Origin of the sequence: Hypericibacter adhaerens (assembly GCF_008728835.1) — a bacterium.
In the GTDB taxonomy this organism is placed as follows: domain Bacteria; phylum Pseudomonadota; class Alphaproteobacteria; order Dongiales; family Dongiaceae; genus Hypericibacter; species Hypericibacter adhaerens.
The window spans coordinates 5,381,292-5,407,766 of sequence record NZ_CP042582.1; the positions used below are offsets into that span (position 1 = coordinate 5,381,292).

Sequence of the window (26,475 nt, forward strand, 5' to 3'; positions counted from 1 at the left end):
TTCAGCGCCAATCGGCATTGCATCGGCATTCGGAAGAGGTAGGGCGTGGCAAGGCCGTCGATCCTCGAGCTCCAGGGGGTGACCAAGCAGTTCGGCGGGCTGACGGCCGTCGATCACATCGATCTCCAGGTCCGCGAAGGGGAGTTCTTCACCATCGTAGGCCCGTCCGGCAGCGGCAAGACCACGCTGCTGCGCATGCTGGCGGGCATGGATTCGCCCACCGGCGGCGACATCCTGCTCAAGGGCGAGCGCATCAACGACGTGCCGGCGAACAAGCGGCCCACCTGTATGGTGTTCCAGTCGCTGGCGCTGTTCCCGCATCGCAGCGTGGGCGAGAACATCGAGTTCCCGCTGAAGATCCGGGGCGAGGCGCCGGCCGCGCGGCGCGAGCGCTGCCTGCAGCTCATGCGCCAGCTCCGCCTGCCCGAAAGCTACTACGGGAAGAACGTCACCAAATGCTCCGGCGGCGAGCGCCAGCGCGTGGCGCTCGCCCGGGCCCTGGCCTACGACCCGCAGATCCTCTTCTTCGACGAGCCGCTCTCGGCAATCGACTACAAGCTGCGCAAGACGCTCGAGAAGGAGCTCAAGGACATCCACCGCGAGACCGGCAAGACCTTCATCTACATCACCCACAGCCTCGAGGAGGCGATGGTGATGAGCGACCGCATCGGCGTGATGCGCGCCGGCAAGCTGGTCCAGGTCGGCAGCCCCAACGAGATATACACCGCGCCCAAGGACAAGTTCGTCTCGGAGTTCATGGGCGAGGTCAACCTGTTCGACGTCCGGCTGGGCGAGGGCGGCAAGCTCGTCTCCGACGCCTTCAAGACCAGCTTCGCCCCCGGCACCCTGCCGCCCGGCTTCCGCCAGGGCTATCTGGTGATCCGGCCCGAATTCATGCGCTTCGTCGGCGACGGCGAGGAGGCCGAGAACCGTCTCACCGGCAAGCTCTACAACGAATACGAGCTGGGCTCGCGCATCCAGTACCAGGTCCGGGTCGGCGGCCATGTGTTCCTGCTGGAGCGGCTCCGCCAGCGCCCCTTCCGCGGCAAGCTCGATGACGAGGTCACCGTCGGCTGGAACGCGAAGGACAGCATCCTGGTGGCGGAGTGATGGCCGAGCTCGTGGACAGCGCCAGCCATATGGCGCAGCCCCAGGGCCGTCCCGGCGTCAATCTCGGGCGCTGGATCGCCGCCGCGGGCCGGCGCCATTCGCTGCCGATCCTGCTCCTGCTGCTGCTGGGCTTCGTGGCGCCGCTGCTGACCATCATCGGCTTCAGCTTCATGCCGCCGCGCACCTTCTCGCTGTGGCAATGGCCGAGCCTCGAGAACTACCGCGTCATCATCGAGGAGACCTTCTACACCTCCTTCCTCTGGTCGCTGGGCATGGCCGTGGTGACGGTCGCGATCCTGATCGCGATCTGCTACCCGGTCGCCTACGGGCTCGCCAAGACCTTCGGGCGCTGGTCCAACCTGGTGACGCTGCTGATGGTCCTGCCGCTCTTCGTCTCGGAGAATGTGCGGCTCTACGGCTGGGTGCTGTTCTTCATCAAGGGCGGCGTTCTGCTCGGCACCATCAAGTCCCTGTTCGGGATCGAGCTCGACAGCATCCTGTTCAAGCCGGGCACCATCATCTTCGGCATGGTCTATGTCTATCTGCCCTTCATGCTGTTCCCGATGACGCTCGGCGTCTCCATGGTGCCGCGCGACCTGGTGGACGCGGCGAAGGACCTGGGCGCCTCGCGGCTGCAGATCTTCCGCGAGGTCGAGCTGCCGCTCGCCATGCCGGGCATCGTCATCGGCAGCCTCCTCACCTTCGTGCTCGCCGTGGGCGCCATCGCCGAGGCCAAGGTGCTGGGCGGCCAGTCGGTCATCCCGGTCACGCACGATATCGAGATCGCCTTCACCTACGCGCAGAACTGGCCCCTGGGCGCCGGCATCTCGGTGATGCTGATCCTGATCGTGGGCGCGCTCGTCCTCGCCGTGCTGCGGCGCTTCGACCTCGACCGCATCCTGGGGCGCCGCTGATGACGATCGAGGGCGGCAAGCGTCGGTCGGACCTGCTCATCGCGGCCTGGACGGTCGCGGTGGTGCTCTTCATCTACATGCCGGCCTTCTGCGGCCTGCTGGCCTCGCTGACCTCGAGCCGCTATTTCAATTTCCCGATCACCAAATGGGGCCTCGCCTGGTGGGGCAAGACCTTCGCCTCGCTGGAGGTCAGGTCGCTGCTCTCGACCTCCATCACCATCGCGCTGATCGTGACCGCGATCTCGGTGGTGCTGGCCTTCTTCGCGGCGCTCGCCTTCGCCCGCTATGACTGGCGCGGGCGCTCGATCTACCAGAAGATCGTGCTGCTGCCGATCTTCTTCCCGCAATCGGTGCTGGGGCTGGCGCTGCTGCTCTGGTTCAACGCGCTCGGCATCGAGACCTCCTGGAAGACCGCGGTCTTCGCCCATCTGGTCTGGGTGGTGCCGGTCGCGACCCTCGTCATCTCGATCCAGGTCTACAGCTTCGATCCGGCGCTGGAGGAAGCCGCCTTCGATCTCGGCGCCAGCCGCTGGCAGGTGCTGAAGGAGGTGACGCTGCCGGTGCTCTGGCCCGGCATCTTCTCCGGCGCGCTGTTCTCGTTCCTCCTGAGCTGGGGCAACTTCCCGCTCTCGCTCTATACCGACGGCGCCGACACCACCGTGCCCGAATACATGTATGCGAAGATGGTCGCGGGCTATACGCCGGGCGTGCCCGTCCTGGGCACCGTCTCGACCGTGGGAGCCGCGATCCTGCTGCTGGGCGGCTACGCCTTCATCCTGCTGGTCCGCCGCAAGCGCGCGGCCAGCGAAAGCGCCGCCTGAGGGCCGTTCAGCCTCAGAGCCGGCACCAGGTCAGCTCGTGCTTGTTGTGATGCAGGTGGAAGAGCTGCGAGCCGGGGATCGCGGCGAAGCGGCGTGCCGTCTCGTGATCGGTCTCGCCCTGGAACTTCAGCGTGCAGACGAAGTGGCGCGCCAGGCCCGAGGCCAGCCAGCGTTCCACCAGCTTCAGGAGCCGCTCGGGATAGCAGATCACGTCGGAACAGAGCCAGTCCACCGGCCCCACCGCCGCCGGCTCGAGCGCGAAGGCGCTGGCCTTCAGGAACTCGATCCGCGGCAGCTTCGCGATCTCGGGCGCCAGCGGCGCCTTGTCGACCGCGAGCACCGAGGCGCCGAGGCTCTGCAGCACCCAGCTCCAGCCGCCGGGGCTGGCCCCCAGATCGAGGCAGCGCTCGCCCGGGCCCGGCCGCCTTCCCAGCCGGGTGAAGGCTTCCCAGAGCTTGAGATAGGCGCGGTTGGGCGGCGCCAGCTTGTCCTCGACGAAAGCGATCTCGCCGTTGGGAAAAGGACTGCTGCAGCGCGCCGCCGCCAGGATCGTGTTCGCGTCGAGGAGCGTCCAGGAACCCAGAGGGGCCGTGGGGGCCGCTTGCGGGAACTGCAGCGGCTTGGCGCTCACATGCGGCAGCCGCTCCTGGATCAGCCGCGCGCGGCCATGGAGCTGGAAATCGTAGAGCGCCCAGTTGCGCTGGAGGGCGCGCAAGGCCTTGGCGCCCTCGGCGATCGACGCGATCGGGATGCGCACCGGCTCCTGCCAGATATTGGCGGCCCAGGCGGCGGGGCGTGCCGGGCCCTCGGCCAGCACCAGCCGGTCATGGATGGCCGCGACCGTTCCCAGCTCGGCGACGAGATCATCGACAAAGCCCTCCGGCGCCAGATAGCCGGTGAGGCCGGTGGCCTCGGCCCGCGAAGGGACAGGCGCCGGATCGCTCACGATCCGGCGCGGGCCGCCAGCAGCGCGGCCGCCAGCTCGGCGAAGCCGGCACCGCCGCGCGACGGCGTCACATAGCGCGGCTTGTCCTTCAGCCGGTCGGTGAAATCGCGCACATTGGCGACGCCCACCGCATGCGGAAAATAGGCGAACATCGGCTGATCGTTGGGCGAATCGCCGGCATAGACGAAGGCCTCGCGCTCGCGGTCGAGATCGATCGCGAACACCTCCTGGAAGAGCCGGCGCGACATGCCGAGCTTGTCATAGTCGCCGAACCAGCCATTCACATGGATCGAGCTGATCTTGGCGGTGCAGCCCGCCGCCTCGAACAGCGCCACGATCCGATCGACCTCGGCGCGCGGCAGCGGCGGCACGTCCTCGCAGAAATCGATGGCGAGATCGCTCTCGCGATAGAGCTGGTCCGAGGCGAGCGCGGCCCCCGGCACCTGCGCCAGGATCGTCTGGCCCAGGCGCTGCAGCCGCGCCCGCTTCTCGGCGCGCGCCGCCTCGTCGTCGAGAAAGCGCTTCTCGAGCTTTCGTGCCTTCGCGTCGTAGCGGAAATAGAAGGCGCCGTTCTCGCCCACCACCGCATCGACCGGCCACATGCGGGCGATATGGTCGCACCAGCCGGCAGGACGGCCCGTGATCGGCACCACCAGGAACCCCGCCGCCTGGAGCCGGCCCAGCGCGTCATAGGCCTCGGGAGTCAGCTTGCCCTCGGTCGTCAGGGTGTCGTCGATGTCGGTGAGCACGCCGCGGATGCGCCGGCGCGCCTCGGGGCCGAAGCTCGCCAGCGGCTGCATGGTCTGGGTCAATGATTCCCCCTCGATTCCGTTCTTCGTCTCATGGCTCGGCGATGCCGGCGGCGGCAAGCGACTGGGCCAAGGGAACCAGCATCGCCTCGTAGCGCCGCCATTTCCCGACCGAACTCTTGTAGAGGGGCCGGCGCACCTGGTCGAGACTGGCCGTGCGCACCGGGCGCCGCGTCTCATGGAAGGCGAGGCAGGCCGGCTCGAACGCCAGATCGCAAAACCCGAGCAGCCGGCGCACCGCCGGCTCCAGATCCCCGACCACCGCCTCGTAGCGCCAATCGAGCATCGGCCGGGGCAGCAGGCTCTGCCAGTGCGCCATCAGCCGGCGATAGAGCCCGTAATAATGGCCGAGATCGCGCAGGTCCGTCGACCAGCGGTGCGACTGGACGAAGTTCTGCCTGAAGCAGGAGAAGCAGACATCCATCGCCCCGCGCTGTGCATGGACGATCCGCGCGTTCGGAAACAGGGTGGCGATGGTGCCCAGATGGAGGAAATTGCCGGGCGCCTTGTCCACCACGCGCGAAACACCGGGGGCCTGGCGGTCCAGCATCCGCAGATAATCCTGCGCCTTGCCGCGGAACGAGGCCGGATCGGGCGCGACCGCTCCCTCTTGATCGGCATCGAGCCCGAGCTCGCGGGCGATGCGGGCGATATCGACCCGCTCGCCCAGCCCTTGGGCTCGGGAATGGCTCGCCAGGATCTGCTCGCACAGCGTCGTGCCGGAACGGGGCATGCCGACGATGAAGACCGGCCGCTCGCTCGGATCGCCAAGCGCGGCCGGCCGTTGCGCCAGGCGTTCGAACCAGCCGGCGTCGAAGCGGCGCATGAGGCGCTCGATCCGCGCTTCCTCCGCCGCCGCATCATAGACGCGACCCACCGCCCGCTCGGATTCGCCCCTCAGGCGGTTGGCCGTCGCCAGATAGGAGAAGGCGACGGCCGGGTCCGCGGCCCGGTCACGATCGGAGAGATCGAACAGCGCATGGAGCAGCGGATAGCGCTCGGACGGCGGACGTTCCGGCGCCATCGCCAGCCGCTCGATATGCCGGCGCTCCGTCGGCGTCGGCGTCTCCAGCCGGGCGAGCCCCGCGAGCGCCACCGCGTGGTTCGGATCGATCGCCAGGACACGCCGCCAGCAGGCCGCCTCGCCGGCATTGTCGCCGGCAAAGCGGTCGATCTGCGCCAGCCCGACCAGCGCCTGCCATCGGCTCGGGTCGCGCGCGAGGATCGCCTCATAAGCGGCGCGGGCCCGCTCCAGGCGGCCGTCATTCAGGAGCGTGCCGGCTTCGAGGAGCTGCCAGGTCGCGTTCTCCGGCTCGATCGCCAGCAGCCGCTCGAGACAGGCGAGCGCCTCGTCATGAAGTCCCGATCGGATGCAGGCCTGGGCGAGATTGAGGAGGGCCAGGCGATGAGCCGGGTGGCGCAGCAGCAGGTCCCGCAGCCGCTGGATCGCGCGCGGCGGCTCGATATTGATCTCGACCACCGCGAGATTGAGCGCGATCTCGGGATCCTCCGGCTTCAGCGCCCGTGCCGCGTCGAGGGCGGCCCAGGCCGCCCGCGGCTCGCCCCGATCCGCCAGCAGCAGGCCCAGATTCATATGCGCCGCCGCCAGCGTCCGGTCGGCCGCGACGGATCCCTCCAGGCAGCGCCGCGCGGCGTCCTTGTCGCCGGCCCGCAGGAACAGACGGCCCGCCTCGAGCAGAAGAGGACCCGGCTCGGCGATATCGCGGGCAGCCGCCTCGAGCAGCGACGCGGCTTCCGCGAAACGCCCCGCCCGCATCAGCCCCGCCGCCTGGCGCAGCAGCGCCGGGTCGGGCTTCGCGGCGGTCGCGGATGGGGGCCGGTCGGGACTGCCGCTCATCATGCAGGCGGGGATCCGGTCGCTGGTTAGAAGCGGTCGCGCAAGGCGTACCACAGCATACCGAGAATCTGGGCGGGATGGCGCAGGAGCGGACCGCCCGGAAAGGCGCGATGGGGAATCCGCGCCATGATGTCGAAACGCTCGGCGGTGCCGGCGATGGCCTCGGCGATCACGCGGCCGGCGAGGCCGGTGAGCGCCACGCCCTGGCCGGAATAGCCCTGGGCATAGAAGAGAGCGCCCCCGATCCGGCCGATATCGGGCAGGCGCGACATCGTGACGGCGAGCCTGCCGCCCCAGCCATAGTCGATGCGCGCGTCGGCGAGCTGCGGATAGACCTTGAGCATGTAAGGCCGGACGAAGCGCTTGATGTCGCCGGGATCGCGCCGCGTATAGACCTCGCCCCCGCCGAACAGCATCCGGTGATCCGCCGACAGGCGGTAGTAATTGACGACGAACTTGCTGTCGCAGACCGCGACATCGTCGCGGATGAGCGCGCGCGCCCGCGCCTCGCCCAGCGGCTCGGTCGCGATGATGTAGTTGGAGATCGGCAGGATGCGCGGCTCCAGCGCCGGCACCAGCCCTTCGAGATAGGCGTTGCAGGCCACCAGCGTGAAGCGCGCCGTGACCCGGCCTTTCGCCGTCTCGACGCCATGGCCCTTGGCGTCGATCTTCGCGACCCGGCTGTTTTCATGGATCGTGGCGCCGGCTTTCTCCGCCGCCGCGGCCAGGCCCAGCGCGTAGTTCAGCGGATGGAGATGCATCGCCCCCCGATCGGCGAGGCCGCCGCGATAGATCCCGGTGCCGAGGCGCTGCGCCATGCCCGCACGGTCGACGAGCGTCGACTGGTTATAGGCGAACAGGGTCTGCAGCAGCTCGAGGTCGGATTCGACCTCGCCCAGCTCCTCCTCCTTGAGGACGGCATAGAGCGAGCCCGGCTTGAGGTCGCAGGCGATCGCATGGCGCGCCACGCGATCGCGGATCATCTGCTTGGCTTCCTCGGCCAGCGCCCAGAGCCGGCGCGCCTGGTCGCGCCCGAAGAGCGCCACCAGCTCTCCCGGCCCTTTTCGATAGCCGGTATTGACCTGTCCGCCGTTGCGCCCCGAAGCGCCCCACCCCACCGTCGCCGCCTCGAGCAGCGCCACCTTGTAGCCGCGCTCCGCCAGCTCCAGCGCGGCCGAGAGGCCGGTGAAGCCACCGCCGACGATGGCGACATCGACCGAGACCGTTCCTTCCAAGGCGGGCCGGAGCGGACGGGGCAGGGCTGTCGCCGCGTAATAGGAGGCGGGTTCCGAAAAGGTCATGAAGGCGCGGAAATTCCGAAGATGGACGGGCGGGTCAAGAAACAGGCACCCGGCCGGCACCGGGCGCGGCATTAGAGCAGCCCGCCCATTTCGCAAGCAAGCGTCATAACATATTGATATTTATAATCTTATCGCGCCCTCTCAGATTCGAGCGGGTTGCCGGCGACTCCTGAGTCAAAGCGTTAATAAGAGTGAATATCTTATGAATTTGTTTATACTTCATCCGATTCGGCCGATTCGGCCGATTCGGGGGACTCGGGCCGAAGCCCGGCCCCAGGGCCGGTCCTTGATGACGCATGGGATGGGAGCCGCGCATCATTTCGATGAGCGAGGCACTGAGGGGCAGGGCACAACGTCGGCCGCTGGGGCGCCGGGGAATCCAGTCCCATCGCCTTTTTGCGGCACCCCCGGCGCCCGGGCCCGCCCGCCGTCTCGCCCCGATCCTGATCCTGCTCGTCCTGGCGCTCCTGCCGTGGCCGGCCCAGAGCGGCGAGCGCCTGCCGCAGCCTAAGGGCCCGGTTCTGCTGGCTGTTTCCGGCGACATCGACTGGACCACGGACGGCAGGGAAGCGCTGTTCGACCGGCAGATGCTGGAATCGCTGGGCGTCGTCACCCTGACCGCGGTCTCGCCGCTCGACGAGACGCCGGTCGAGTTCCAGGGCGTGCTGCTGCGCCGGCTGCTCGCCGCCGTCGGCGCCCATGGCGACGCCGTCGAGGCCATCGCGCTCAACGACTATGTCGCCGAGATCCCGTTCGCCGAGGTCGAGCGCCACGATGTGGTGATCGCGCTGAGCCGCCAGGGCCGGGCCATCCCGGTGCGCGAGATGGGACCGCTCATGATCCTCTACCCCATCGGGCTCGAGCCGGGTCTCAATACCGAGGCGATCGCGGCGCGCTCGGTGCGCCAGCTGGCCCGCCTGGTGATCCGCGACAGCCGCTCGCCCCTGGGCGGGAGCTCGCTCGCCAGCAGCGCCGACCCGTCGAATGACGGAACGGGCGCTCAGCCATGAGCGAGGCCGCCCGTCAGGCCGGGCCGGGGCGCTGAGCGATGAAGCGTTTGCGGGCGCGTCCGGTCCATTGGCTGCTCGGCACGCTGGTCGGCGTCTTTTCCCTGACCGTGGTCGCGGCGCTGGCGCTGATCCTGCGCGAGCATGCCGCCGTCTCGCGGGGTCCCACCGAGAACCTCACGCTTGCGGTCTCGGAGCTCCAGGTCGAGTTCGCCCGCTTCCAGCAGAAGCTCGCCGCCGCCGAAGCCGATTCCACGACCGGCAATCTGCGCCAGCTGTCGCTGCAATACGACATCCTGATCAGCCGTGTGGAGCTCCTGGCCCGCGGCGAGAACGCGCGGGCCTTGAGCGACGACGCGGAGGCGCTGCAGATGATCCAGCAGACCCGCCGCGAGACCATGGCACTCGATCCCGACGTCAGCAACCTGCCCCAGGGCGAAGGGTCGCTCGCCCCCGTCGCCGCCGAGATGCCGTCGCTCGAGCAGTCGGTCAGCCGGCTCGCCTCGCATGTGGTGCAGCTCGTCGCCGACCGGGCCCAGGCGTCGCGCGAGCGGCTGGGACAGCTCTATCTGGTGCTGGCGGCGATGCTGACGGGCCTGTTCGCCAGCGCGCTCGTCTTCGTCGGCATGCTGGTCCAGCAGTTCCGCAAGCTCGACCAGGCCCGCCTCGAGCTGGGCGACCTGTCGGAGCGGCTGATGGAGGCCAAGACCCAGGCCGAAAGCGCCAACCGCGCCAAGAGCGAGTTCCTCGCCACCATGAGCCACGAGTTGAGGACGCCGCTCAACGCCATCATCGGCTTCGCCGACCTGATGCGCAGCGAGATCAAGGGGCCGATCGGCCATCCGCGCTATCGCGAATATTCGAACGACATCCACAGCTCCGGCCAGCATCTGCTGAGCCTCATCAACGACATCCTCGACCTGTCGAGAATCGAGGCCAACCGTTTCGAGCTGCATGAGGACAAGGTCTCGATCGACACGGTGGCCGAGACCTGCCTCGCCCTGATGATGCCGCAAATCGAGCGCAAGAAGCTGAAGCTCAGCCTCGACGAGGTGAAGAAGCTGGGCGAGATCCGGGCCGACGAGCGTCTGGTGAACCAGATGATTCTGAATCTTCTTTCGAATGCCATCAAGTTCACGCCGGAACGCGGCACCATCAGCTTCTCCGGGCGGATCGCGGCCGATGGCGGTATCGAGCTGATCATCGCCGATACCGGCATCGGCATGACCGCGACGGAAATGGACATGGCGCTGGAGCCCTTCGTGCAGATCGAATCGAGCCTGTCCCGCCGCTTCGGCGGTTCGGGCCTGGGCCTGCCCATCACCAAGCGTTTCATCGAGGCCCATGGCGGCCGCCTCACCCTCGAGAGCCGGAAGGGCGAAGGAACCTCGGCGACGCTCTGGTTCCCGCCCGAGCGGCGCCTCGAGGCCTCGCGGATGGCGGGATGAGCGACCGGCCGTTCCCGGGACCTTCGGCCCCCGGGACGCGCTTGCCACAATCTGCCCATCGGCGGCGATCGATGGGAAATGATTCAGGAATAGCAAGCCTCTAGTGGTCATTGCGCGGTCCGGACGGAAGCGCGATTCTTTAGGGGCCTTCTAACCCTTTTTTGCAAGCCTGCTGCGGTCGGATTTCCGGAGCTTGGTCGGGGCGCCCATCGCGGGCGCCCGAGAAGGGGTGGCGTTCCGGCGCCCACCCGAACGAAGGGTAGCACTGGCGCGTTTCCATGCGGTCGACGTCGATTCCCCGCTGGCCCATTTTTGCCGTGGTGGCCCTGCTGCTGCTGGGCGCGGCCGCGATTCTGGCCGTGACGCAGATGGCGGCGCGCAGCCAGGACCGCCTGGCGGTGACCCAGTCGCAGGCGACCTTCTCCGCGGTGCTGATGGCGCGCCAGCATGAGGTCGCGAGCCTGGCGCGCGACTACAGCTTCTGGTCCGACGCAGTCGAGAATCTGGTGACCCAACCCTCGACGGAATGGGCGGACGCGAATATCGGCGAGTATCTCAGCACCTCGTTCCATATCGCCGCCGCCTTCGTGGTCGATGGCGCGAACCAGCCGACCATCGCCTATGTCGAGGGCCAGGCGCAGCCGCCGCAATCGGTCGCCTCCGTCCTGCCCGCGCTGCAACCTTTGTTCGATGCCGCGCATGCAGCCGTCAGGAGCCAGTGGTCGCAGGATACCGGCCCCGATCCGGCCTTCGGATTCCTGATCTGGGAGAAAGGGCCCGCGATCGCCGCCGTGGGTGCGATCGCCCGGCAGGACGGAGAGCCCGGACCCGAATGGGATCACCTGCTGGTGCTGGTCCGGCCGCTCGACGCGGGACTCCTCAATGACATCGCATCCGCCTATGGATTCGACGAGCTCCATTGGCAGACGGATGGGGCCGGCCCGGCGGACACGGCCATCGCGCTTCACGAGCCCGGCGGCGCGCCCATCGGGGCCGTCGTCTGGGAGCCGGAGCGGCCGGGCCGGGCGCTGATGCGCCAGATGTTGCCGGCCATCGTCGGCGCGTTCCTGGTGATGCTCGCGCTTTCGGGCGGCATCATCGTCTTCCTCGAGCGCAACCGGGCGGTGATGCTGCGCCACCGGGCGCTGATCGAAGAGCAGAACCTCGCCCTGCAGCAGCAGAAGGAACGCGCGGAGCAGCTGAGCCGCGCCAAGTCCGATTTCCTCTCGATCATCAGCCACGAGCTGCGCACGCCGCTGAACGCGATCATCGGCTTCGCCGACCTGATCCGCAGCGAGGTGCGGGGGCCGGTCGGCGTTCCGGCCTATCGCGACTATGCCACCGACATCCGCAATTCCGGCCAGCAGCTCCTGGCCCTCATCAGCGACATTCTCGACCTGTCGCGCATCGAGGCCGGCAAGCTGTCGCTGCATGAGGAGCGCGTCAATCTGCGCAAGATGGCGGAGAGCTGCCTGAACCTGCTGCGGCCCCAGTTCGACCAGAAGCGGCTGACGGCGACCATCGGCAGCCTCGAGGGGCTGGGCTGCGTGCTGGCCGACGAGCGGCTGGTGCGCCAGATGCTGCTCAACCTGCTCTCCAACGCCATCAAGTTCACGCCCGAGCGCGGCCGCATCGCCGTCGAAGGCGGGCGTGCGGCCGATGGCGGGATCGAGATCCGCGTCAGCGATACCGGCATCGGCATGACCGAGGCCGAGCTGAAGCTGGCGCTCGAGCCTTTCGTCCAGGTCGAGACCAACCTGGCACGCCGGGCCGAAGGCAGCGGGCTCGGCCTCTCCATCACCAAGCGCTTCATCGAGCTGCATGGCGGCCGCATGACGCTGGAGAGCCGGAAGGATGTCGGCACCAAGGTCACGCTCTGGTTCCCGCCCGAACGCGAGCGCGAAGCCGACCGGATGGTGGGGTAAGCTTTGCTGGATGATCGAGGTGAGACAAGTGATCCCCTCCCCCGGAACGGGGGAGGGCCAGGGAGGGGGCTGCTCGGTCGGTGAAGCCGGAGCGAATCGGCTTTGGCTTGCATCTTCTATCGCGTCTTCCCCCTCCCTGACCCTTCCCCGCAAGCGGGAGAGGGGATTCAATGAGCGGGCTTCGCGCAGATCTCGCAGGGCTCCACCTCGACCGTCACATGGGACAGGCTCGGCAGGTCCTCGAGCCGGGCCTTGTATTGCGCCGGCGTCTGCGGGGCGGTGGAGACCACCGAGGCCATGGCCGCGAAATGGCCCGGGCCCAGGCGCCAGAGATGGAGATCGGTGACCCGGTCGGCGTCGCTTTCGAGGCGCGCGCGGATGCGCTGCTCCAGCTCGCGATCCGGCACCGCGTCGAGCAGCACGGCGCTGCTGCTCCTGGCCAGGCCCAGGGACCAGCGGGCGATGACCACCGCGCCCACCACGCCCACGGCCGGGTCCATCCAGGCCCAGTTCCACAGACGCCCCGCCAGGAGGCCGACGATCGCCAGGACGGAGGTGGCGGCGTCGGCGATCACATGGAGATAGGCGCCATGGAGATTGTGGTCGCGATGATGGCCGTGTCCGTGGCCGGGCTCGTGCACGTGATCGTGCCCATGGTCATGCGTATGGCTGTGCGCGGCCTCGGTTGAAGCCGCCGCCGCACCGGACGGTTTCTCATGCAGCAGTCCGGCGCAGACGAGATTGACCAGCAGACCCGCCACCGCCACGCCCAGCGCCTCGTCGTAAGCGATGGGCCGGGGCGCGAGCAGGCGGGCGGCGCTCTCCCAGAGAATGAAGCCCGCCACGAACATCAGGATGATGGCGTTGGTGAAGGCCGCGAGATCGCCGATCTTGCCGGTGCCGAAGCTGAAGAAGCTGTTGCGCGCGTGGCGTGCCGCATAGCGATAGGCGAGGCCCGCCATGCCCAAGGCACCGGCATGGGTCGCCATATGCCAGCCATCGGCCAGGAGCGCCATCGAGCCGAAGACATAGCCCGCCACGATCTCGGCGATCATCATCGCCGCCGTCAGCCAGACCGCGATCCAGACCCGCTTGGCGCGGCGGTCATGCCGATCGGCGAGATAGAAATGGTTATGCTGCCAGCGATCGAAGGAATGGGCGGCGTGCGGCATCAGGCTGGCTCCGTCCCGGCAAGACGATCCGGCATCGCGGCCGGATGGCTAGAGATAGCGCGCAATCGCCTTGAATTCCTCGAGCGCGCTGCGGGTTCCGCGCGAGATCGGGCCCGCGGCCCGCTCGATGCAATTGTCGATATGGTCGTGCACCAGCAGGCGCTTGGCGTTGCCGATCGCGCTTTCCACCGCCTGGAGCTGCTGCGCGATCTCGAGGCAGCCGCGATCGGCCTCGATCATCGCCATGACGGTGGCGAGATGGCCTTGCGCGCGCTTGAGACGCTTCAGCACCTCCGGGTGGCTGGCATGGGACGAACCGGCACGGGCGCCGGTGACATGATCATCGGGCATGGTTTGTATCCTATCCTCCCCCATAGGATAAGTCAAGCCAGCCGGCAGCGGCAGGTTTCCCGCGCCGGGAGCCTAGTCGCGCGTCAGGTAGTCGTAGGCGGAGAGCGTGTGGGTGCGGACGATATGAAGGAACTCCTCGATTGCCACCCGCTCGTCGGTCTTGCCCATGGTCTTGGGCGAGGGCCCGTAGACATAGGCGGGCACGTCGCGATAACGCCAGAGACGAGTGTCCGTACCGCCGAGCCCGACGATGGGCGCCGGCTCGAATCCCTTCATCGCCTTCACATTGCGCTGAATGATGGCGACCATCTCATGCTCGGGGTCGCACCAGTTGGAAGGGCTGTAATTGAGCTCCTCCATCGTGACCTGCGGATAGCGTTCGAGGAGATGGCGGACCTTCTCGATCAGCCCATCCTTGCCGATGCCGACCGGCAGCCGAAAATCGGCCTCGAAGCGGCATTCGGCCGGAATCATGTTCACTTTGATGCCGCCCTGGATGACGCCGATATTGAGCGTGATCGAGCGCATCACCTCGGTGGCGCCCTCGCCCAGGGCGCGCTCGATGATGGCGGCCGAGCGATCCAGCACGCCGCCAACATTGCCCGGCGGCGGCACCTTGGTGCGGGCGAGCTGGTAGAGATCGCCGATCAGCGCGGCTGCGATCTGGCTGGCGCTCTCGGTCAGATGCGGATAGCCGCCATGAGCACCCTTGGTGCGGACCGTGAAGGCGATCCAGAGCGGCCCCTTCTCGCCGAACCGAACGGTGAGCGGATCCGAGGGCTCGCCATTGAGGCAGCAATCGCCATGGGTCTCGGGATGATGCTCCAGCAGATAGCGAGCGCCCCAGGGCCCGAAGGTCTCCTCGTCGGAAACGACGGTGAGCGTCAGCCTGCCCTTGAGCCTCTCGCGCATCCGGCTGAGATAGGCATAGGTGAAGATCGAGGCGGTGGTGCCGCATTTCATGTCGGCGGCGCCCCGGCCCCAGACATGGCCCTCGGCGATATCGCCGCTCCAGGGCCCGTGGGTCCAATGCGCGGGATCGCCCGAGGGGAAGACATCGATATGGCCGTTGAGCACGAGATGCTTGCCGGCTTCCTTCCCCTCGAAGCTCGCAACCAGGTTGGGCATCTGCGGATGGGGCGAGATCACCCGGTAGGGAAGCTTCTCCACATCGAGGAAGCCACGGACATGAGCGGCGGCCAGAAGCGTGTCGCCCGGCGGATTGGGGCTGGCCGCCTTCACGAAATCACTGAGGAAACCCACCAGCCGGTCGCGGTCGCGCTCGATCCAGCCGAGCAGGGTCGCCTTGTCGGCCGCGCGGTCGCGCTCGGTGCTGCTGTCGGGGCTCATGTCGCCTTCCTCGGCAGTTCCGGGATCGGTCCCGGATAGTAGGGCAGCCGGTCGATCCGCGGTTTCCAGCTGCCGTCGGCCACCACCTTGCGCACATGGGCCGCGATGTCCTCGAGCTTGGCGAACCAGACGCCGCCCTTGTCCTTCATATAGGCGATGAGGTCGGCCAGCGCCGCGGCGCGCGCGAGGCGGCCCATCAGCATCGGGTGCCAGACCGAGATCCAGAGCCCGCCATAGCGCCAGGCGGCGTCGAACTCCTCGCGGAACACGTCCATGCCGTGGGAGGGCGCTTTGATCGGCATCATGTAGCCGAAGTCGCGCGCCACCATGAAATGCGCCCAATCGTCCATCGCGTAATGCGAGGGCAGCTCGACCACGCGGCCCTCGCCATTGTCGAGCAGATAGGGGATATCGTCGCCCATGAGCGAGGCGTCGTAGCTCAAGCCGCGCTCGACCAGGAAATCGAGGGTCTTGGCCGAGAACCGGTACGAGGGCGCACGGAAGCCGCGGGGCGGCTGGCCGGTCGCCTTCCTGATCGCCTCGATGCTGCGATCGAACCAGTAGAGCTCCTCCTCGGGCTTGAGCTCGTTGGGATGCTCGTGGAGATAGCCATGATGGCCGATCTCGTGGCCGCCCTTCAGGATCAGCTCGACCGTCGCCGGATAGCGCTCGATGCACCAGGCGGGCAGGAAGAAGGTCTGCTTGATGCCGAACTCGGCGAAGAGATCGACCAGGCGCGGCACCGCGACCTCGGGGTCGTAGCGCAGCATCGACATGGTCATGACCTTGTTGTTGGCCTGCTCGTGATGTGCCAGATGCAGGATGCTGTCGGCATCCATGTCGAAGGTGATGGCGACGGCGCAGCGCGCGCCGTCGGGCCAGGGAATCGGATTGCGGATCATGGCCGGCGGTTTCCTGTTCCTGTCTCTTTCAGCCGATGCCGGCCCGCGCGCGGATCGCGGCCATGGCCGGCCCCCGATCATAGACCCGGTAGAGCTCCTCGCGCAGCGCCGGCGCCGGGGTGGCGTTGATGTTCTCGAAAAGGGCGAGCCGCATCGCGCTCGGGCTGCAGGTCATGTCCCAGACCAGGTTGAAGAGCCGGTTCTTGTTGCGGCCATCGAGCTTGTGGCCCGGCAGATACGCGTCGAGCAGCGGCCCGAAATCGGGCCGGTCCCAGGTCGCCTGGGGGACGCGGCCGATCAGCCCCTGGCCCGAGAGCTCGCGCAGGATCTGCATGATGCGCGGATAGGCCTCGATGCTGTGCAGCCGCCCCGCCGTCACGAACACATGGTCGGGCAGCATCACCCCGCTCTCGGTCGGCTTCGCCTGCTCGATCGCGGCCGTCATCATGCCCCGGAGCGTCGCGGCATAATGGATGACCTCGGAGACGAGGGCACGGACCGCGGGGATATGGTCGGTCCCGAGCGCGTCGACGATGAGCTGAGCGGCGCCCGCGAAAATCTCGGCGCGGTAGGACAAGCGGGTCGCGATCTTCCAGAAGGCGAACTGGCCGAGGATATTGTAGATCTCGGCCGTGGCCCTGTTCTTGTAGCTGAAGACATAGTCCCAGGGGATGAAGACGCGGTCGAAGATCAGGAGACCGTCAGCCTCCTCGCCATGCGCATCGATCGGATGGTCCTCGGCGGATTCCCGGCCGTTCGTCACGCCCTCGCGCAGCAGCAGCGTCATGCCGGGCGCATTGGCCGGCACCGCCGCCCAGATCATGCATTCCTCGGGCATGCCCGGTTGCGGCGGCGGCATCGAAATGGTGCCAATATTGCCCTGAGCCAGGACCGAATTGCCGGCCTTGGCGCCGGAGACCAGGACGCCGTCTTTCCGTTCCTCGACGACCCGGAGCCTTGCCGCCCGCTGGGCCACGGGCTGTTTGCGGTCGGTCTGGACGTCGATGATGATGTCGGCGCTGGTGAGATTATTCCGCTGCCCGACGCGCAGGAAATGCAGGATCTTGTCCAGCGCCTCGGGCTCTTCCTTCCGCACCAGATGGTTCCAGGCGACGAAGGAAATGGCCTTGACTGGGCCATAGTCCGGCGGCCGGCCGAACACGCCGAAGCTGAGGGCCGTGCTGCATTTGATCATGGCGTCGTAGCGCCAGAGATCCTCGATCGAGCGCGGCACCAGCCAGGCCGTCGAGATCCGTTCGCCCGTCCCGGGCTCGATGGCGGTGAGAAGGTCCCGCGTCGCCGGATCGTGCTGGGCATCGAAATAGCGCGCGAGTTGGTCGATGCCGCGCGCGAGCGTCGGCTCCGCCGTCACGTCGGAAACGTCGCGGCCATCGACGACGACATGGCGGCCGTCGCGCAGGCTCTCACGGAATTCCGGACCGGTGCGCAGGTTCGCATCGTTCGGGCGACGAGGCAGGCTCTTGCTCACGACATAGTCGCGGATCCCGGCCGGCATGGGTTCGGCAGCGTGGCGCATGATTTCGCGGACTCCTGGAACGGACAAGCCCCGAGGCTCGCAGGAAGCCGCTAGATAGGAAAATATAATTTATTTATCATCTGCATTTATGAACTTGATCGATCTCCCCTTGCGGGTCCTGCGCTACTTCGTGGCGGTGGCCGATGCCGGCAACGTCACCCTGGCGGCGCGCGGGCTCCATGTCTCGCAGCCCGCCGTCTCGCTCGCCATTCGCCAGCTCGAGACGGCGCTGGGGCTCGATCTCTTCGTCCGCCAGCATGCGCGCGGCATGGCGCTCACGCCCGCCGGCACCGAGGTGCTGCGCGAGGTGCGCGAGCTTCTGGGCCATATCAACGACGTGTCGACCAAGCTCGCGGGCGTCGGCGGCGACTTGCGCGGCACGCTCTCGATCGGCTGCCTCGCCTATATCCTGGCGCGCTACTTGCCCGCCATCATCAGCGGCTTCACCGCCAGGTTCCCCGCGATCGAGGTCGCGTTCCACGAAGGCGACCAGAGCCTGCTCCAGCGCGGGATGATGGAGGGCTGGATCGAGCTCGCCCTCACCTACGACCTGCAACTGCCCCGCCGCTTCGCGATCGAACGCATGCTGGAGCTGCCGGCCTATGTGCTGCTGCCGGCGGATCACCGGCTGGCGAGGCGGCGCGCGATCTCGCTGAAGGCGCTGGCGGAAGAGCCTTGCGTGCTGCTCGACATGCCGATCAGTCGCGACTATTTCGCCTCGGTCTTCGGCGCGCTGGGACTGACGCCGCAGGTGCGCTACCGCACCCAGTCCGTCGAGGCGGTCCGCAGCCTGGTCGCCAACGGGCTGGGCTATACGGTGCTCAACCATCCCTCGCGCACCTTGACCACCTATGATGGCAAGGAGACGCGCGCGGTGCGGTTGACCGATCCGCTGCCGGTCGCGCCCATCGCCGCGGTCTATCTCTCGGATCACAAGCTGAGGCCGGTGGCGCAAGCTTTCCTGGATTTCATGCGCGGATTCTTCCGGCGCGAGCAACGCAGGCGCGCGGCCGAGCCGGCCGCGTGACAAAGCTTTCATTGGCGCCGTCCGCCAACATCTCGCCATCTTCTGCCGTTATCGGTTTTCGCGCCGGCATGGATTCGCCGGCACTGGAAGGGCATGTGATCGCCATGAGAGCAGCGAAGCGGGACAAGACGGCCCATAGCGACAGCGAGGCCATGCGGCTGCTGCGGGCCATCGTGCTGGAGCTCGATTTCGACCAGGTCGAAGGCCATGCGCCGGGCGACGCGCTGGCCGAGCTGCGCGACCAGGCGCGCCGCCTGATCGAGGCGGACAAGCGCCACTCCTGACGATCGCACCCACCGCGGCCGACGCGGCCCGGCGGCAAGACGTCGCCGAACGGATCCCTCGCGCCGGCAGCGAGGCCGGCGGCCGGCCCGCAAGCTGGCGCACCGCCCGGGGCCGAGGCTAGAGTGGCCCTGCTCTCGTTCTCGCCGACATCGGAACGCGCATGGCCCGTGGATTCCTGCTGGGCAAGTTTCTGCCGCCGCATCAAGGTCACGTGCTGCTCTGCGATTTCGCCCGCAGCTATGCCGATGCGCTGACGATCCTGGTCTGCAGCCTGCCGCGCGATCCCATTCCCGGCGCGCTCCGCTTCGCCTGGATGACGGAGCTCTTTCCCGATGCGCGCGTCGTCCATCTGACCGACGAGGTGCCGCAGGAGCCGGCCGAGCATCCGGATTTCTGGCCCATCTGGCGCGCCATCGTGAAACGCGCGCATCCGGAGCCGATCGACTATGTCTTCGCCTCGGAAAGTTACGGGCATCGCCTCGCTTCCGAGGTCGGCGGCCGTTTCGTGCCGGTGGATCCGCCGCGCTTCGCGGTGCCGGCGGCCGGCCGCGACGTGCTGAAGGATCCCTTCGCCCACTGGGAACGGATTCCCGCCCCCGTGCGCCCCTATTTCGTCAAGCAGGTCTGCCTGTTCGGGCCGGAAAGTACGGGCAAATCGACCCTCGCCCACCGGCTCGCCCATCATTTCGATACGCTTCATGTGCCGGAATATGGCCGCACCCATACCGATCATTTCGGCACCCGCTGCGCGTCGGAGGATCTGGTCCTGATCGCGCGCGGCCATGTCGCGCTCACCGCCGCCGCGGCGCGCCAGGCCAACCGGTTGCTGCTGCTCGACACCGACCCGGTCCTGACCGCGGTCTGGTCGGACATGCTGCTGGGCGGACGCGATCCGCGCCTCAACGAGATTGCGCGGCCGGCCGATCTCTATCTCCATTGCGATGTCGATGTGCCCTGGATCGATGACGGCACGCGCTATTTTCCCGATCCGGAGACCCGCGCGCTCTTCGCCGCCCGCTGCCGGGCCGAGCTGACGGGCCGCAACCTGCCGCATGTCGCGCTGACGGGCGATTGGGAAGCGCGCTTCCGCCAGGCGGTGGCCGCGATCCGCCAGCATTTTCCGTGGCTTGGGACGCCAGCCGGATAGCATCCGGCGCCGGCGGCTTCTCGCTTGCCACAAGCCCGCCTTGTTTGGATCGGTAGAGTGGGGGATCGTGAGCCTTGGCGCCGCCTCGGGCGCCGGATCACAGGAATGCGGGAGGATTGAACCGGATCATCTGAAGCCAGAGGAGGCGTCATGCGCGTGCTTTTCGTCCATCCCGGCCCCCTGATGTATAGCGAGGTCTATCTGCGCCTGGAGCCGCTCGGCATGGAGCGGGTCGCCCAGGCGGTGCGCGCCGCGGGCCACGAGGTCCGCCTGCTCGACCTGCAGACCTTCGGCCTCGCGGACTTCGCGCGCGAGCTCAAGGAATTCCAGCCGCGCGCCATCGGCTTCTCGCTGAATTATCTGGCGAACGTGCCCGAGGTGATCGATCTCGCCAAGAGCGTCAAGCAGCAGTGCCGGGACAGCTTCGTCTTCGTCGGCGGGCACAGCGCCTCCTTCATCGCCGACGAGCTCCTCGAGCATGGGGCCGGCGCCATCGACGCCGTGCTGCGCGGCGAAGGCGAGATCGCGACGCCGCTCCTCGTCAGCGCGATCGAAGATGGCGGCCTCGACAAGGTGCCGGGCGCCGTCACCGCGAAAGGCCGCGGACCGGCGCCCGTGCTGCTGGAGAGCCTCGACAAGTTTCCGCCCGCCCGCGACCTGCTGGCCCGCCGCCGCCGCTACTTCATCGGCGTGCTCGATCCTTGCGCCTCGATCGAGTTCACGCGCGGCTGCCCCTGGGACTGCTCGTTCTGTAGCGCCTGGACCTTCTATGGCCGCAGCTACCGCATGGCGAGCGCCGAAGCCGCCGCCGAGGAGCTGGCCGCGGTCGCCGAGCCCAATGTCTTCATCGTCGACGACGTCGCCTTCATCCATCCCGAGCATGGCTATGCCATCGGCCGCGAGATCGAGCGCCGCAACATCCGCAAGCAGTATTATCTCGAGACCCGGGCCGACGTGCTGATCCGCAACCAGGAGGTCTTCGCCTATTGGAAGAAGCTGGGCCTGCGCTATCTGTTCCTGGGGCTCGAGGCGATCGACGAGGAGGGCCTCAAGGCCCATCGCAAGCGCTCCTCGACCGGCGTCAATTTCGAGGCGCTCGAGATCGCGCGCAAGCTGGGCATCCATGTCGCCGTCAACCTGATCGCCGATCCCGGCTGGGACGCGGCGCGCTTCGCCGTGGTGCGCGAATGGGCGCTCGCCATTCCCGAGATCGTGCATTTCACCGTGGCCACGCCCTATCCCGGCACCGAGCTGTGGCTCACCGAATCGCGCAAGCTGACGACGCTGGATTACCGCCTGTTCGACATCCAGCATGCGGTCCTGCCGACGCAGCTGCCGCTCTTCGAGTTCTACGAGCGGCTGGTCGAGACCCAGCGCGTCATCGCCCGCAAGCATATGGGCGCCCAGGCGATGCGCGACGCGGCCGGCCTGATCCTGCGGCTCGCGCTCAAGGGCCAGACCAACTTCGCGCGCTCGATCTGGAAATTCGACCGGGTCTACAACCCTCAGCGCCAGTTCGCCGACCACCAGCGCCCCGTCGCCTACACGATCCGCCCACCCCGCCCGCCGGGAGCCGCGCCGCGCGATCCGGCGCAGCTTTATGTCCATCCGCGCCGCGAAGGGGCCAAGCGCCAGGCGCCGATCGCCGATCTGGGGCAGGCGCCGGTCTAGCCGGTCAGGCGGGGCGGGAGATCCAGCCGGCCAGCTTCTGCATGAAGTCGACGCAGGCTTCGACCTGGGCGATCTCGATGAACTCGTTGGGCTGGTGGGCCTGCTCGATGCTGCCGGGGCCGAACACCACCGCGGGAATGCCGGTCTGCTGGAAATGGCCGGCCTCGGTGCCGAAGGCGACGCCGATCGCCTCGTTGGCACCGGTGAGCGCGCGGATGAGCGCCTCGGCCGGCGACTCCGCCTGCGGCATCAGGGGCGGCAGGTTGCAGAGCACGGTGGTCTCGATCGAGGCCTCGGGCGCCGTCGCCCGCATCGCCGGCAGGAGCTCGCCCTCGACGAAAGCCTGCACCCGCGCGGTCACGGTCTCGGGCGCCACGGAAGGCACCGGCCGGAACTCCCAGATGAGGGCACAGTGGCGGGCGATGATGTTGAAGGCGGTGCCGCCGTCGATCTGCCCGGCATTCACGGTCGTATAGGGCGGATCGAAGCTGTCGTCGAAGGGACCGGCCTCGCGGAACTCGTCGGCCAGGTCCGACAGATGGCCGAGGAACCGCGCCGCCGCGAAGATCGCGTTCACGCCGCGATGGGTGGCGCTGGAATGGCCGTCGCGGCCGGTGAAGACGGTGCGGAAGACCTGGTCGCCCTTGTGCCGGTTGGCGAGCCGCATCGAGGTGGGCTCGCCGATGATGGCCATCGCGGGCAGGGGCAGGTTGGCCGCGATGTCGCGGAGCAGGGAGGGCACGCCGAAGCAGCCCACCTCCTCGTCATAGGAGAGCGCCAGATGGATCGGCCGCTTGAGCCCGGCCGCCTGGAACTCCGGCACGAGGGCGAGGGCCACGGCGAGGAAGCTCTTCATGTCGCTGGTGCCGCGGCCATAGAGCCGGCTGCCGCGCCGGACCAGGGTGAAGGGATCGCTCTCCCAGGGCTGGCCCGCCACCGGCACCACGTCGGTATGGCCCGACAGCACCACGCCGCCCGCAAGATCGGGGCCGATGGTCGCGAACAGGTTCGCCTTGCGCTTCTCCGCGTCGTAGGTGAGGCGGCTCCCGATGCCGTGCCCCGCGAGATAGCCGCGCACGAACTCGATCAGGTCGAGATTGGAGTCCGAGGAGACGGTCGGGAATCCGACCAGCGTCTCGATCATCTCCATCGGGGCATAGCGGCGTGCGGTCATGGCACCTCGGCGTTGAACCCTCGGCGCGAAGGCGACATGGGCTTCCTTCCGCCAGGGGCGGTCCCTATTCTGTCACGCCGGTCCGAACAGAGGGAATCATGGAAATCTCGCTTGCCGATCTGTGGGACGCCTATCCCGACGAGCTCCTGGTCTGCGAGGCGCAGTTCCGCGGCTTCGGCCGAAAGGAAAGCTTCGCCGGGCCCTGCATGACCGTGAAGGCGCATGAGGATCACCGTACGCTGATGGAGCTGGCGGCGACGCCGGGCCAGGGACGGGTGCTGGTGGTCGATGCCGGCGGCTCGCTACGCGTGGCTTCCATGGGCGACCGCATCGCCGCGGCCGCGGCCAAGAACGGCTGGGTGGGGGCGGTGATTTATGGCGCGATCCGCGACACGGCCGGCATCGACGCGCTCGATTTCGGCGTCAAGGCGTTGGGCACCACCGCCCGGCGCGGCGAGAAGCCCATCGGCGGGCTGATCGGCCTGCCGCTTTCCTTCGCCGGCCTGACGATCACGCCCGGCGACTGGGTCTATGCCGACCGCGACGCGGTTGCGGCGTCGGCGCGCGAGCTGAAGCTGCCGAAAAGCTGAGCACCGAGCGAATTTGTCCAACCGCTGCCATCGGAAGCTCCGTCTTAATCTTAGCCAAATCAAGGGATTCTATATGCTTAGTGACTGCGAAAGCTTATCCGGAATGGTCTTACAAAGAAAGTTGGACGCACCTATATCTCTGATAAGGTGTTATGTATGAAGAGGAGAGTGGCGATGACAGATAAACGGGACGACAAGAAGGATGGCGGCGGTGGAGGCACCGGGCCTTACTAGGCGCTAAAGGAGGCATCCGTGCCGCCACTCATCTGCGATCCGCAAACCGCGCTTGTAGCAACAAGCGCGGTTTCTTTTTTTCCGGTATGGCTGAGAGATGTCTTAAGTGCGGTTCAGACCCTAGCCATCATCGCGATCCCAGTTGTTATCTGGCTGCTTACAAATGCGATCGAGAAACGGCGGGCGACACTGGAACTTGCGCGGACTTTGGACCATCCGGTTCGCGATCATATTCAACGCCTCTATCTTTATAGAAAACACGAAGAAGGGGTGCGAGCCAATCTTTCACAGACGCCTCCCAATCCTTATGCCGATGGCACGCACGCGTTTTTGTTCGATTCAGTTACGGTCTTGAACTACTACGAAGCCATCTGCACCGAGATCCTTGCAGAGAACCTGGATGAAGAGCTTTTGTATAAGTCGATAAAGAATCTGGTCGTCGGCGCGATGGATGTAGTTTTGGTTCGCTACAGCGCGAGACTCGGGGCGGATCAATCGAAAAACTATGCAAACCTCGTGCGGCTTGCAAAAAAGTGGCAAAGCCGTGCCAATAGTTACAATGAGTTGGGTGCAATCAAGATCCCAACCCCCTGAACCGCTCCCCTGGGAAGACCATGACATAGAATTGGTCCTGCGACGAGCCATCGCAGCGCCATTCTTCCTTCAAACTCGTAATATTATGCATCCTAAATGCCTCTTACAGAGCGGATGGCCCGCTGGAAAGCGAAGCGGCATGGATTCATCCGACCGCCGAGTGGACCGCGATCTCCTCGTCGCCGACATCGTCGACCGCACCGGGATCGACGAGGCGATGATCGAGCGGCTGGTGCACGGCTTCTACGACCGCGCCCGCCGCGACCCGCTGCTGGGGCCCGTATTCGAGAACAAGGTCCATGACTGGGAGGCCCATCTCGCGCGGATGTGCGCGTTCTGGTCCTCGGTCGCGCTGATGAGCGGGCGCTATCACGGCCAGCCGATGGTGGCGCATCTGCCGCTGCCGGTCGGGACCGCGCATTTCGACCGCTGGCTGGCGCTGTTCACCGAGACCGCCGAGGCGCTCTGCCCGCCGGCCGCGGCGGACCATTTCATCGAGCGGGCCTATCGCATCGCCGACAGCCTCGAGCTCGGCATCGCCTTCCACAAGGGCGAGGTCGGTGCCAGCCGTCCGCGGCGAAAGCCCCCGGCGCGCGGCGAAACGGGACCGGCCTAGCCCGAGACCCCTGCGGGCACCAACGCGCCTGCGTCGGATTGGCGCCATCCGCGTCCCGGCGCCCGGCGCTATAGTTGCTTCCGCAACAATAGCGGGAGCGCCCTCATGAAGAACCTGCCTCTCGGGAAGGTCTACCAGCTGCTCGAGCCGGGCCCGGTCGTGCTGCTGACCACGGCGCGCAAGGGCCGCGCCAATGTCATGACCATGTCCTGGCATATGATGATGGAGTTCGAGCCGCCGCTGGTCGCCTGCGTCGTCAGCGGCAACGACTACAGCTTCGAGGCCCTCGCGGCCACGCGCGAATGTGTGATCGCGATCCCGGCCGTGAAGCTCGCGCGGAAGGTGGTGCAGGTCGGCAACAGCTCGGGCCGCGACATCGACAAGTTCAAGGCCTTCGGCCTCACGCCCCTGTCGGCGCAGCAGGTGAAAGCGCCGCTGATCGCCGAATGCTTCGCCAACCTCGAATGCAAGGTCGCCGACAAGCGCCTCGTCAACCGCTACAACCTCTTCATCCTCGAGGTGCTCCAGGCCTGGATCGACCCGGCGCAGAAGAACCCCAAGACCATCCACCACCAGGGCTATGGTAAATTTGCCGTGGATGGGAGGACGATGACGCTGAAGTCGAAGATGCGGTGATGCGAAGGAAGCAGCGCACAGATGAAACTGCGACCGATCCTCGCGCCAATCGGCCGGCCCGCGAGGTTTTTAAGCGACTGCGTCGCTATCACGAGAAGCAGGTAAAGGCCGCACGACGCAAACAAACTGCGCCGGATCGCGGTCGGCGAGACCCCTCACCCTAGTGTCGAGGTCCCATGAATGAGGTGAGCTGGCGTCCCCGGGGTGACTCGAACACCCGACCCACAGTTTAGGAAACTGTTGCTCTATCCTGCTGAGCTACGGGGACGCCGTGGGAGCGCAAGCTAGCGGCAGAGGCCGTCCCTTGCAATCGCGCGAAACCGCCCGCCTGGGGCCGTGGCCGGAAGGTTAACTGAGCCCCACCACCGGGATCGCCGCCCCGTGGATGGCGCGCGCCGCGGGCGAGGCCAGGAACAGGATCACCTCGGCCAGGGCTTCGGGCGCCACCCATTTCTGCGGGTTGGCCTTGGGCATGGCGGCGCGGTTCTCGGGCGTGTCGATGATGCTGGGGAGCACGCAATTGACGTTGATGCCGCTCTCGCGCAGCTCGGCCGCCATGCTCTCGGTCAGGCGGATGACGGCGGCCTTCGACGCGATATAGGCGCCCATCTGCGCCTTGCCGCTCAGCGCGGCGAAGGCGCCGATATTGACGATCCTGCCGCTCTTCCGCGCCAGCATGCCCGGCACGACCGCATGGCAGACCCGCAGGACCGAGCCGGCATTGAGCGCCATCATCTGGTCCCAGAGCTTGGCGTCGGTCTCGTGCACCGGCTCGCCCATGGCGAAGCCGCCGGCGATGTTGCAGAGCACGTCGATCCGCCCGAAATGCGCGAGCGCCCCGGCCACCGCCGTCTCTACCGCCTTGGCCTCCGTGAGATCGGCCGGGCAGGCCAGGACCTCAGCCGCACCTTGCTCGCGATAGCCCTCGACGTCGCCGAGCTTGCGCGCCACCAGGCAGAGCCGCGCGCCCTTGGCGGCGAAGGCCGAAGCCACCGCGCGGCCCAGATTGCCGCTGGCGCCCGTGATCATCACCACATCGCTGCCGGCCAT

At 67.3% G+C, this 26,475-nt stretch carries 25 protein-coding genes and 1 tRNA gene; 14 read left to right on the plus strand and 12 right to left on the minus strand.

All coding sequences use genetic code 11. From position 1 onward, the window contains the following. Positions 1-45: 45 nt before the first annotated feature. From FRZ61_RS24065 to FRZ61_RS24075, 3 genes are read left to right on the plus strand one after another with little or no spacing between them, the layout of a single operon-like run. Positions 46-1,110, plus strand: a complete 1,065-nt coding sequence (locus FRZ61_RS24065) for an ABC transporter ATP-binding protein (RefSeq protein WP_151120152.1) — start codon at positions 46-48, stop codon at positions 1,108-1,110. Further along, on the plus strand, positions 1,110-2,024 hold the full coding sequence (locus tag FRZ61_RS24070) for an ABC transporter permease (protein ID WP_151120153.1): 915 nt from the start codon (positions 1,110-1,112) through the stop codon (positions 2,022-2,024). Before FRZ61_RS24065 ends, FRZ61_RS24070 begins: the two co-directional genes overlap by 1 nt. Beyond that, positions 2,024-2,845, plus strand: a complete 822-nt coding sequence (locus FRZ61_RS24075; RefSeq protein ID WP_151120155.1) for an ABC transporter permease — start codon at positions 2,024-2,026, stop codon at positions 2,843-2,845. Before FRZ61_RS24070 ends, FRZ61_RS24075 begins: the two co-directional genes overlap by 1 nt. Positions 2,846-2,858: 13 nt before the next feature. Here the strand turns inward: FRZ61_RS24075 and FRZ61_RS24080 are convergent, their stop codons facing one another. From FRZ61_RS24080 to FRZ61_RS24095, 4 genes are read right to left on the minus strand one after another with little or no spacing between them, the layout of a single operon-like run. Then, positions 2,859-3,791 carry an SAM-dependent methyltransferase gene (locus FRZ61_RS24080; RefSeq protein WP_151120157.1) on the minus strand — a complete coding sequence of 311 codons (933 nt, stop codon included), beginning with the start codon at positions 3,789-3,791 and terminating at the stop codon, positions 2,859-2,861. Next, positions 3,788-4,603: an HAD family hydrolase gene (locus FRZ61_RS24085; RefSeq protein WP_225308983.1), complete on the minus strand. Its 816-nt coding sequence runs from the start codon at positions 4,601-4,603 to the stop codon at positions 3,788-3,790. Before FRZ61_RS24085 ends, FRZ61_RS24080 begins: the two co-directional genes overlap by 4 nt. A gap of 28 nt (positions 4,604-4,631) precedes the next feature. After that, positions 4,632-6,461, minus strand: a complete 1,830-nt coding sequence (locus FRZ61_RS24090; RefSeq protein ID WP_151120159.1) for a tetratricopeptide repeat-containing sulfotransferase family protein — start codon at positions 6,459-6,461, stop codon at positions 4,632-4,634. Positions 6,462-6,484: 23 nt separating this feature from the next. Then, the gene (locus FRZ61_RS24095) at positions 6,485-7,759 is read right to left on the minus strand and encodes an NAD(P)/FAD-dependent oxidoreductase (RefSeq protein WP_151120160.1); all 1,275 of its coding nucleotides are present in this window, start codon (positions 7,757-7,759) and stop codon (positions 6,485-6,487) included. 323 nt (positions 7,760-8,082) lie between these two features. On the opposite strand from FRZ61_RS24095, the gene FRZ61_RS24100 reads away from it, so the two are divergent. From FRZ61_RS24100 to FRZ61_RS24110, 3 genes are all read left to right on the plus strand, one after another. Then, on the plus strand, positions 8,083-8,769 hold the full coding sequence (locus FRZ61_RS24100) for a molybdopterin-dependent oxidoreductase (protein WP_151120162.1): 687 nt from the start codon (positions 8,083-8,085) through the stop codon (positions 8,767-8,769). A gap of 38 nt (positions 8,770-8,807) precedes the next feature. Further along, on the plus strand, positions 8,808-10,214 hold the full coding sequence (locus FRZ61_RS24105; RefSeq protein WP_151120164.1) for a sensor histidine kinase: 1,407 nt from the start codon (positions 8,808-8,810) through the stop codon (positions 10,212-10,214). 278 nt (positions 10,215-10,492) lie between these two features. Beyond that, positions 10,493-12,139 carry a sensor histidine kinase gene (locus FRZ61_RS24110; protein WP_151120166.1) on the plus strand — a complete coding sequence of 549 codons (1,647 nt, stop codon included), beginning with the start codon at positions 10,493-10,495 and terminating at the stop codon, positions 12,137-12,139. A gap of 167 nt (positions 12,140-12,306) precedes the next feature. Here FRZ61_RS24110 and dmeF read toward each other — a convergent pair whose 3' ends face one another. The 5 genes from dmeF to FRZ61_RS24135 all read right to left on the minus strand — a co-directional run bounded on the left by dmeF (position 12,307) and on the right by FRZ61_RS24135 (position 17,451). Then, positions 12,307-13,311: a CDF family Co(II)/Ni(II) efflux transporter DmeF gene (gene dmeF / locus FRZ61_RS24115; protein ID WP_151120168.1), complete on the minus strand. Its 1,005-nt coding sequence runs from the start codon at positions 13,309-13,311 to the stop codon at positions 12,307-12,309. 48 nt (positions 13,312-13,359) lie between these two features. Further along, on the minus strand, positions 13,360-13,662 hold the full coding sequence (locus FRZ61_RS24120) for a metal-sensing transcriptional repressor (protein ID WP_151120170.1): 303 nt from the start codon (positions 13,660-13,662) through the stop codon (positions 13,360-13,362). A gap of 72 nt (positions 13,663-13,734) precedes the next feature. Next, positions 13,735-15,012: a M20/M25/M40 family metallo-hydrolase gene (locus FRZ61_RS24125; protein WP_151120171.1), complete on the minus strand. Its 1,278-nt coding sequence runs from the start codon at positions 15,010-15,012 to the stop codon at positions 13,735-13,737. Then, positions 15,009-15,914 (minus strand): polysaccharide deacetylase family protein, encoded by a 906-nt coding sequence (locus FRZ61_RS24130; RefSeq protein ID WP_151120173.1) that lies wholly within the window; start codon positions 15,912-15,914, stop codon positions 15,009-15,011. Before FRZ61_RS24130 ends, FRZ61_RS24125 begins: the two co-directional genes overlap by 4 nt. Positions 15,915-15,942: 28 nt before the next feature. Beyond that, positions 15,943-17,451 carry a 4-hydroxyphenylacetate 3-hydroxylase N-terminal domain-containing protein gene (locus tag FRZ61_RS24135; RefSeq protein WP_151120175.1) on the minus strand — a complete coding sequence of 503 codons (1,509 nt, stop codon included), beginning with the start codon at positions 17,449-17,451 and terminating at the stop codon, positions 15,943-15,945. Positions 17,452-17,539: 88 nt separating this feature from the next. Here FRZ61_RS24135 and FRZ61_RS24140 point away from each other — a divergent pair, with 88 nt between their 5' ends. From FRZ61_RS24140 to hpnR, 4 genes are all read left to right on the plus strand, one after another. Continuing rightward, the gene (locus tag FRZ61_RS24140) at positions 17,540-18,478 is read left to right on the plus strand and encodes a LysR family transcriptional regulator (protein WP_151120176.1); all 939 of its coding nucleotides are present in this window, start codon (positions 17,540-17,542) and stop codon (positions 18,476-18,478) included. Positions 18,479-18,546: 68 nt separating this feature from the next. Further along, a complete protein-coding gene (locus FRZ61_RS24145) occupies positions 18,547-18,762 on the plus strand; it encodes a hypothetical protein (protein WP_151120178.1) in 216 nt (71 codons plus the stop codon). 161 nt (positions 18,763-18,923) lie between these two features. After that, complete coding sequence (locus FRZ61_RS24150) at positions 18,924-19,910, plus strand: AAA family ATPase (RefSeq protein ID WP_151120180.1); 987 nt, start codon at positions 18,924-18,926, stop codon at positions 19,908-19,910. A gap of 150 nt (positions 19,911-20,060) precedes the next feature. After that, positions 20,061-21,581, plus strand: coding sequence for a hopanoid C-3 methylase HpnR (hpnR, locus tag FRZ61_RS24155; protein WP_151120181.1), 1,521 nt, complete (start codon positions 20,061-20,063; stop codon positions 21,579-21,581). A gap of 4 nt (positions 21,582-21,585) precedes the next feature. Here the strand turns inward: hpnR and argE are convergent, their stop codons facing one another. Continuing rightward, positions 21,586-22,755, minus strand: a complete 1,170-nt coding sequence (gene argE / locus FRZ61_RS24160) for an acetylornithine deacetylase (RefSeq protein ID WP_151120183.1) — start codon at positions 22,753-22,755, stop codon at positions 21,586-21,588. Positions 22,756-22,853: 98 nt separating this feature from the next. On the opposite strand from argE, the gene rraA reads away from it, so the two are divergent. The 4 genes from rraA to FRZ61_RS24180 all read left to right on the plus strand — a co-directional run bounded on the left by rraA (position 22,854) and on the right by FRZ61_RS24180 (position 25,425). Continuing rightward, complete coding sequence (gene rraA, locus FRZ61_RS24165) at positions 22,854-23,345, plus strand: ribonuclease E activity regulator RraA (protein ID WP_151120185.1); 492 nt, start codon at positions 22,854-22,856, stop codon at positions 23,343-23,345. Between the two features lie 252 nt (positions 23,346-23,597). Beyond that, entirely contained in the window at positions 23,598-24,173 is a 576-nt protein-coding gene (locus FRZ61_RS24170) for a DUF4760 domain-containing protein (protein WP_151120187.1), read from the plus strand. A 139-nt stretch (positions 24,174-24,312) separates the two neighbouring features. Next, a complete protein-coding gene (locus FRZ61_RS24175; protein WP_151120189.1) occupies positions 24,313-24,789 on the plus strand; it encodes a group III truncated hemoglobin in 477 nt (158 codons plus the stop codon). Between the two features lie 105 nt (positions 24,790-24,894). Then, on the plus strand, positions 24,895-25,425 hold the full coding sequence (locus tag FRZ61_RS24180) for a flavin reductase family protein (RefSeq protein ID WP_151120190.1): 531 nt from the start codon (positions 24,895-24,897) through the stop codon (positions 25,423-25,425). Between the two features lie 191 nt (positions 25,426-25,616). Here FRZ61_RS24180 and FRZ61_RS24185 read toward each other — a convergent pair. Both FRZ61_RS24185 and FRZ61_RS24190 read right to left on the minus strand, forming a co-directional pair. Further along, positions 25,617-25,693, minus strand: a tRNA-Arg gene (locus FRZ61_RS24185). Positions 25,694-25,773: 80 nt separating this feature from the next. Then, positions 25,774-26,475: an SDR family oxidoreductase gene (locus FRZ61_RS24190; RefSeq protein ID WP_151120192.1), complete on the minus strand. Its 702-nt coding sequence runs from the start codon at positions 26,473-26,475 to the stop codon at positions 25,774-25,776.

Bases quoted from the DNA above. Each gene is read 5' to 3' on its own strand.
- FRZ61_RS24095 (WP_151120160.1), bottom strand. From the start codon at position 7,759: ATGACCTTTTCGGAACCCGCCTCCTATTACGCGGCGACAGCCCTGCCC.
- FRZ61_RS24120 (WP_151120170.1), bottom strand. From the start codon at position 13,662: ATGCCCGATGATCATGTCACCGGCGCCCGTGCCGGTTCGTCCCATGCC.
- FRZ61_RS24135 (WP_151120175.1), bottom strand. From the start codon at position 17,451: ATGCGCCACGCTGCCGAACCCATGCCGGCCGGGATCCGCGACTATGTC.
- hpnR (WP_151120181.1), top strand. From the start codon at position 20,061: ATGCGCGTGCTTTTCGTCCATCCCGGCCCCCTGATGTATAGCGAGGTC.
- FRZ61_RS24150 (WP_151120180.1), top strand. From the start codon at position 18,924: ATGGCCCGTGGATTCCTGCTGGGCAAGTTTCTGCCGCCGCATCAAGGT.
- FRZ61_RS24125 (WP_151120171.1), bottom strand. From the start codon at position 15,012: ATGAGCCCCGACAGCAGCACCGAGCGCGACCGCGCGGCCGACAAGGCG.
- FRZ61_RS24090 (WP_151120159.1), bottom strand. From the start codon at position 6,461: ATGATGAGCGGCAGTCCCGACCGGCCCCCATCCGCGACCGCCGCGAAG.
- FRZ61_RS24180 (WP_151120190.1), top strand. From the start codon at position 24,895: ATGAAGAACCTGCCTCTCGGGAAGGTCTACCAGCTGCTCGAGCCGGGC.
- FRZ61_RS24140 (WP_151120176.1), top strand. From the start codon at position 17,540: ATGAACTTGATCGATCTCCCCTTGCGGGTCCTGCGCTACTTCGTGGCG.
- FRZ61_RS24105 (WP_151120164.1), top strand. From the start codon at position 8,808: ATGAAGCGTTTGCGGGCGCGTCCGGTCCATTGGCTGCTCGGCACGCTG.
- FRZ61_RS24175 (WP_151120189.1), top strand. From the start codon at position 24,313: ATGGATTCATCCGACCGCCGAGTGGACCGCGATCTCCTCGTCGCCGAC.
- FRZ61_RS24190 (WP_151120192.1), bottom strand. From the start codon at position 26,475: ATGGCCGGCAGCGATGTGGTGATGATCACGGGCGCCAGCGGCAATCTG.
- FRZ61_RS24145 (WP_151120178.1), top strand. From the start codon at position 18,547: ATGGATTCGCCGGCACTGGAAGGGCATGTGATCGCCATGAGAGCAGCG.
- rraA (WP_151120185.1), top strand. From the start codon at position 22,854: ATGGAAATCTCGCTTGCCGATCTGTGGGACGCCTATCCCGACGAGCTC.
- FRZ61_RS24070 (WP_151120153.1), top strand. From the start codon at position 1,110: ATGGCCGAGCTCGTGGACAGCGCCAGCCATATGGCGCAGCCCCAGGGC.
- FRZ61_RS24075 (WP_151120155.1), top strand. From the start codon at position 2,024: ATGACGATCGAGGGCGGCAAGCGTCGGTCGGACCTGCTCATCGCGGCC.
- argE (WP_151120183.1), bottom strand. From the start codon at position 22,755: ATGACCGCACGCCGCTATGCCCCGATGGAGATGATCGAGACGCTGGTC.
- dmeF (WP_151120168.1), bottom strand. From the start codon at position 13,311: ATGCCGCACGCCGCCCATTCCTTCGATCGCTGGCAGCATAACCATTTC.
- FRZ61_RS24110 (WP_151120166.1), top strand. From the start codon at position 10,493: ATGCGGTCGACGTCGATTCCCCGCTGGCCCATTTTTGCCGTGGTGGCC.
- FRZ61_RS24130 (WP_151120173.1), bottom strand. From the start codon at position 15,914: ATGATCCGCAATCCGATTCCCTGGCCCGACGGCGCGCGCTGCGCCGTC.
- FRZ61_RS24100 (WP_151120162.1), top strand. From the start codon at position 8,083: ATGAGCGAGGCACTGAGGGGCAGGGCACAACGTCGGCCGCTGGGGCGC.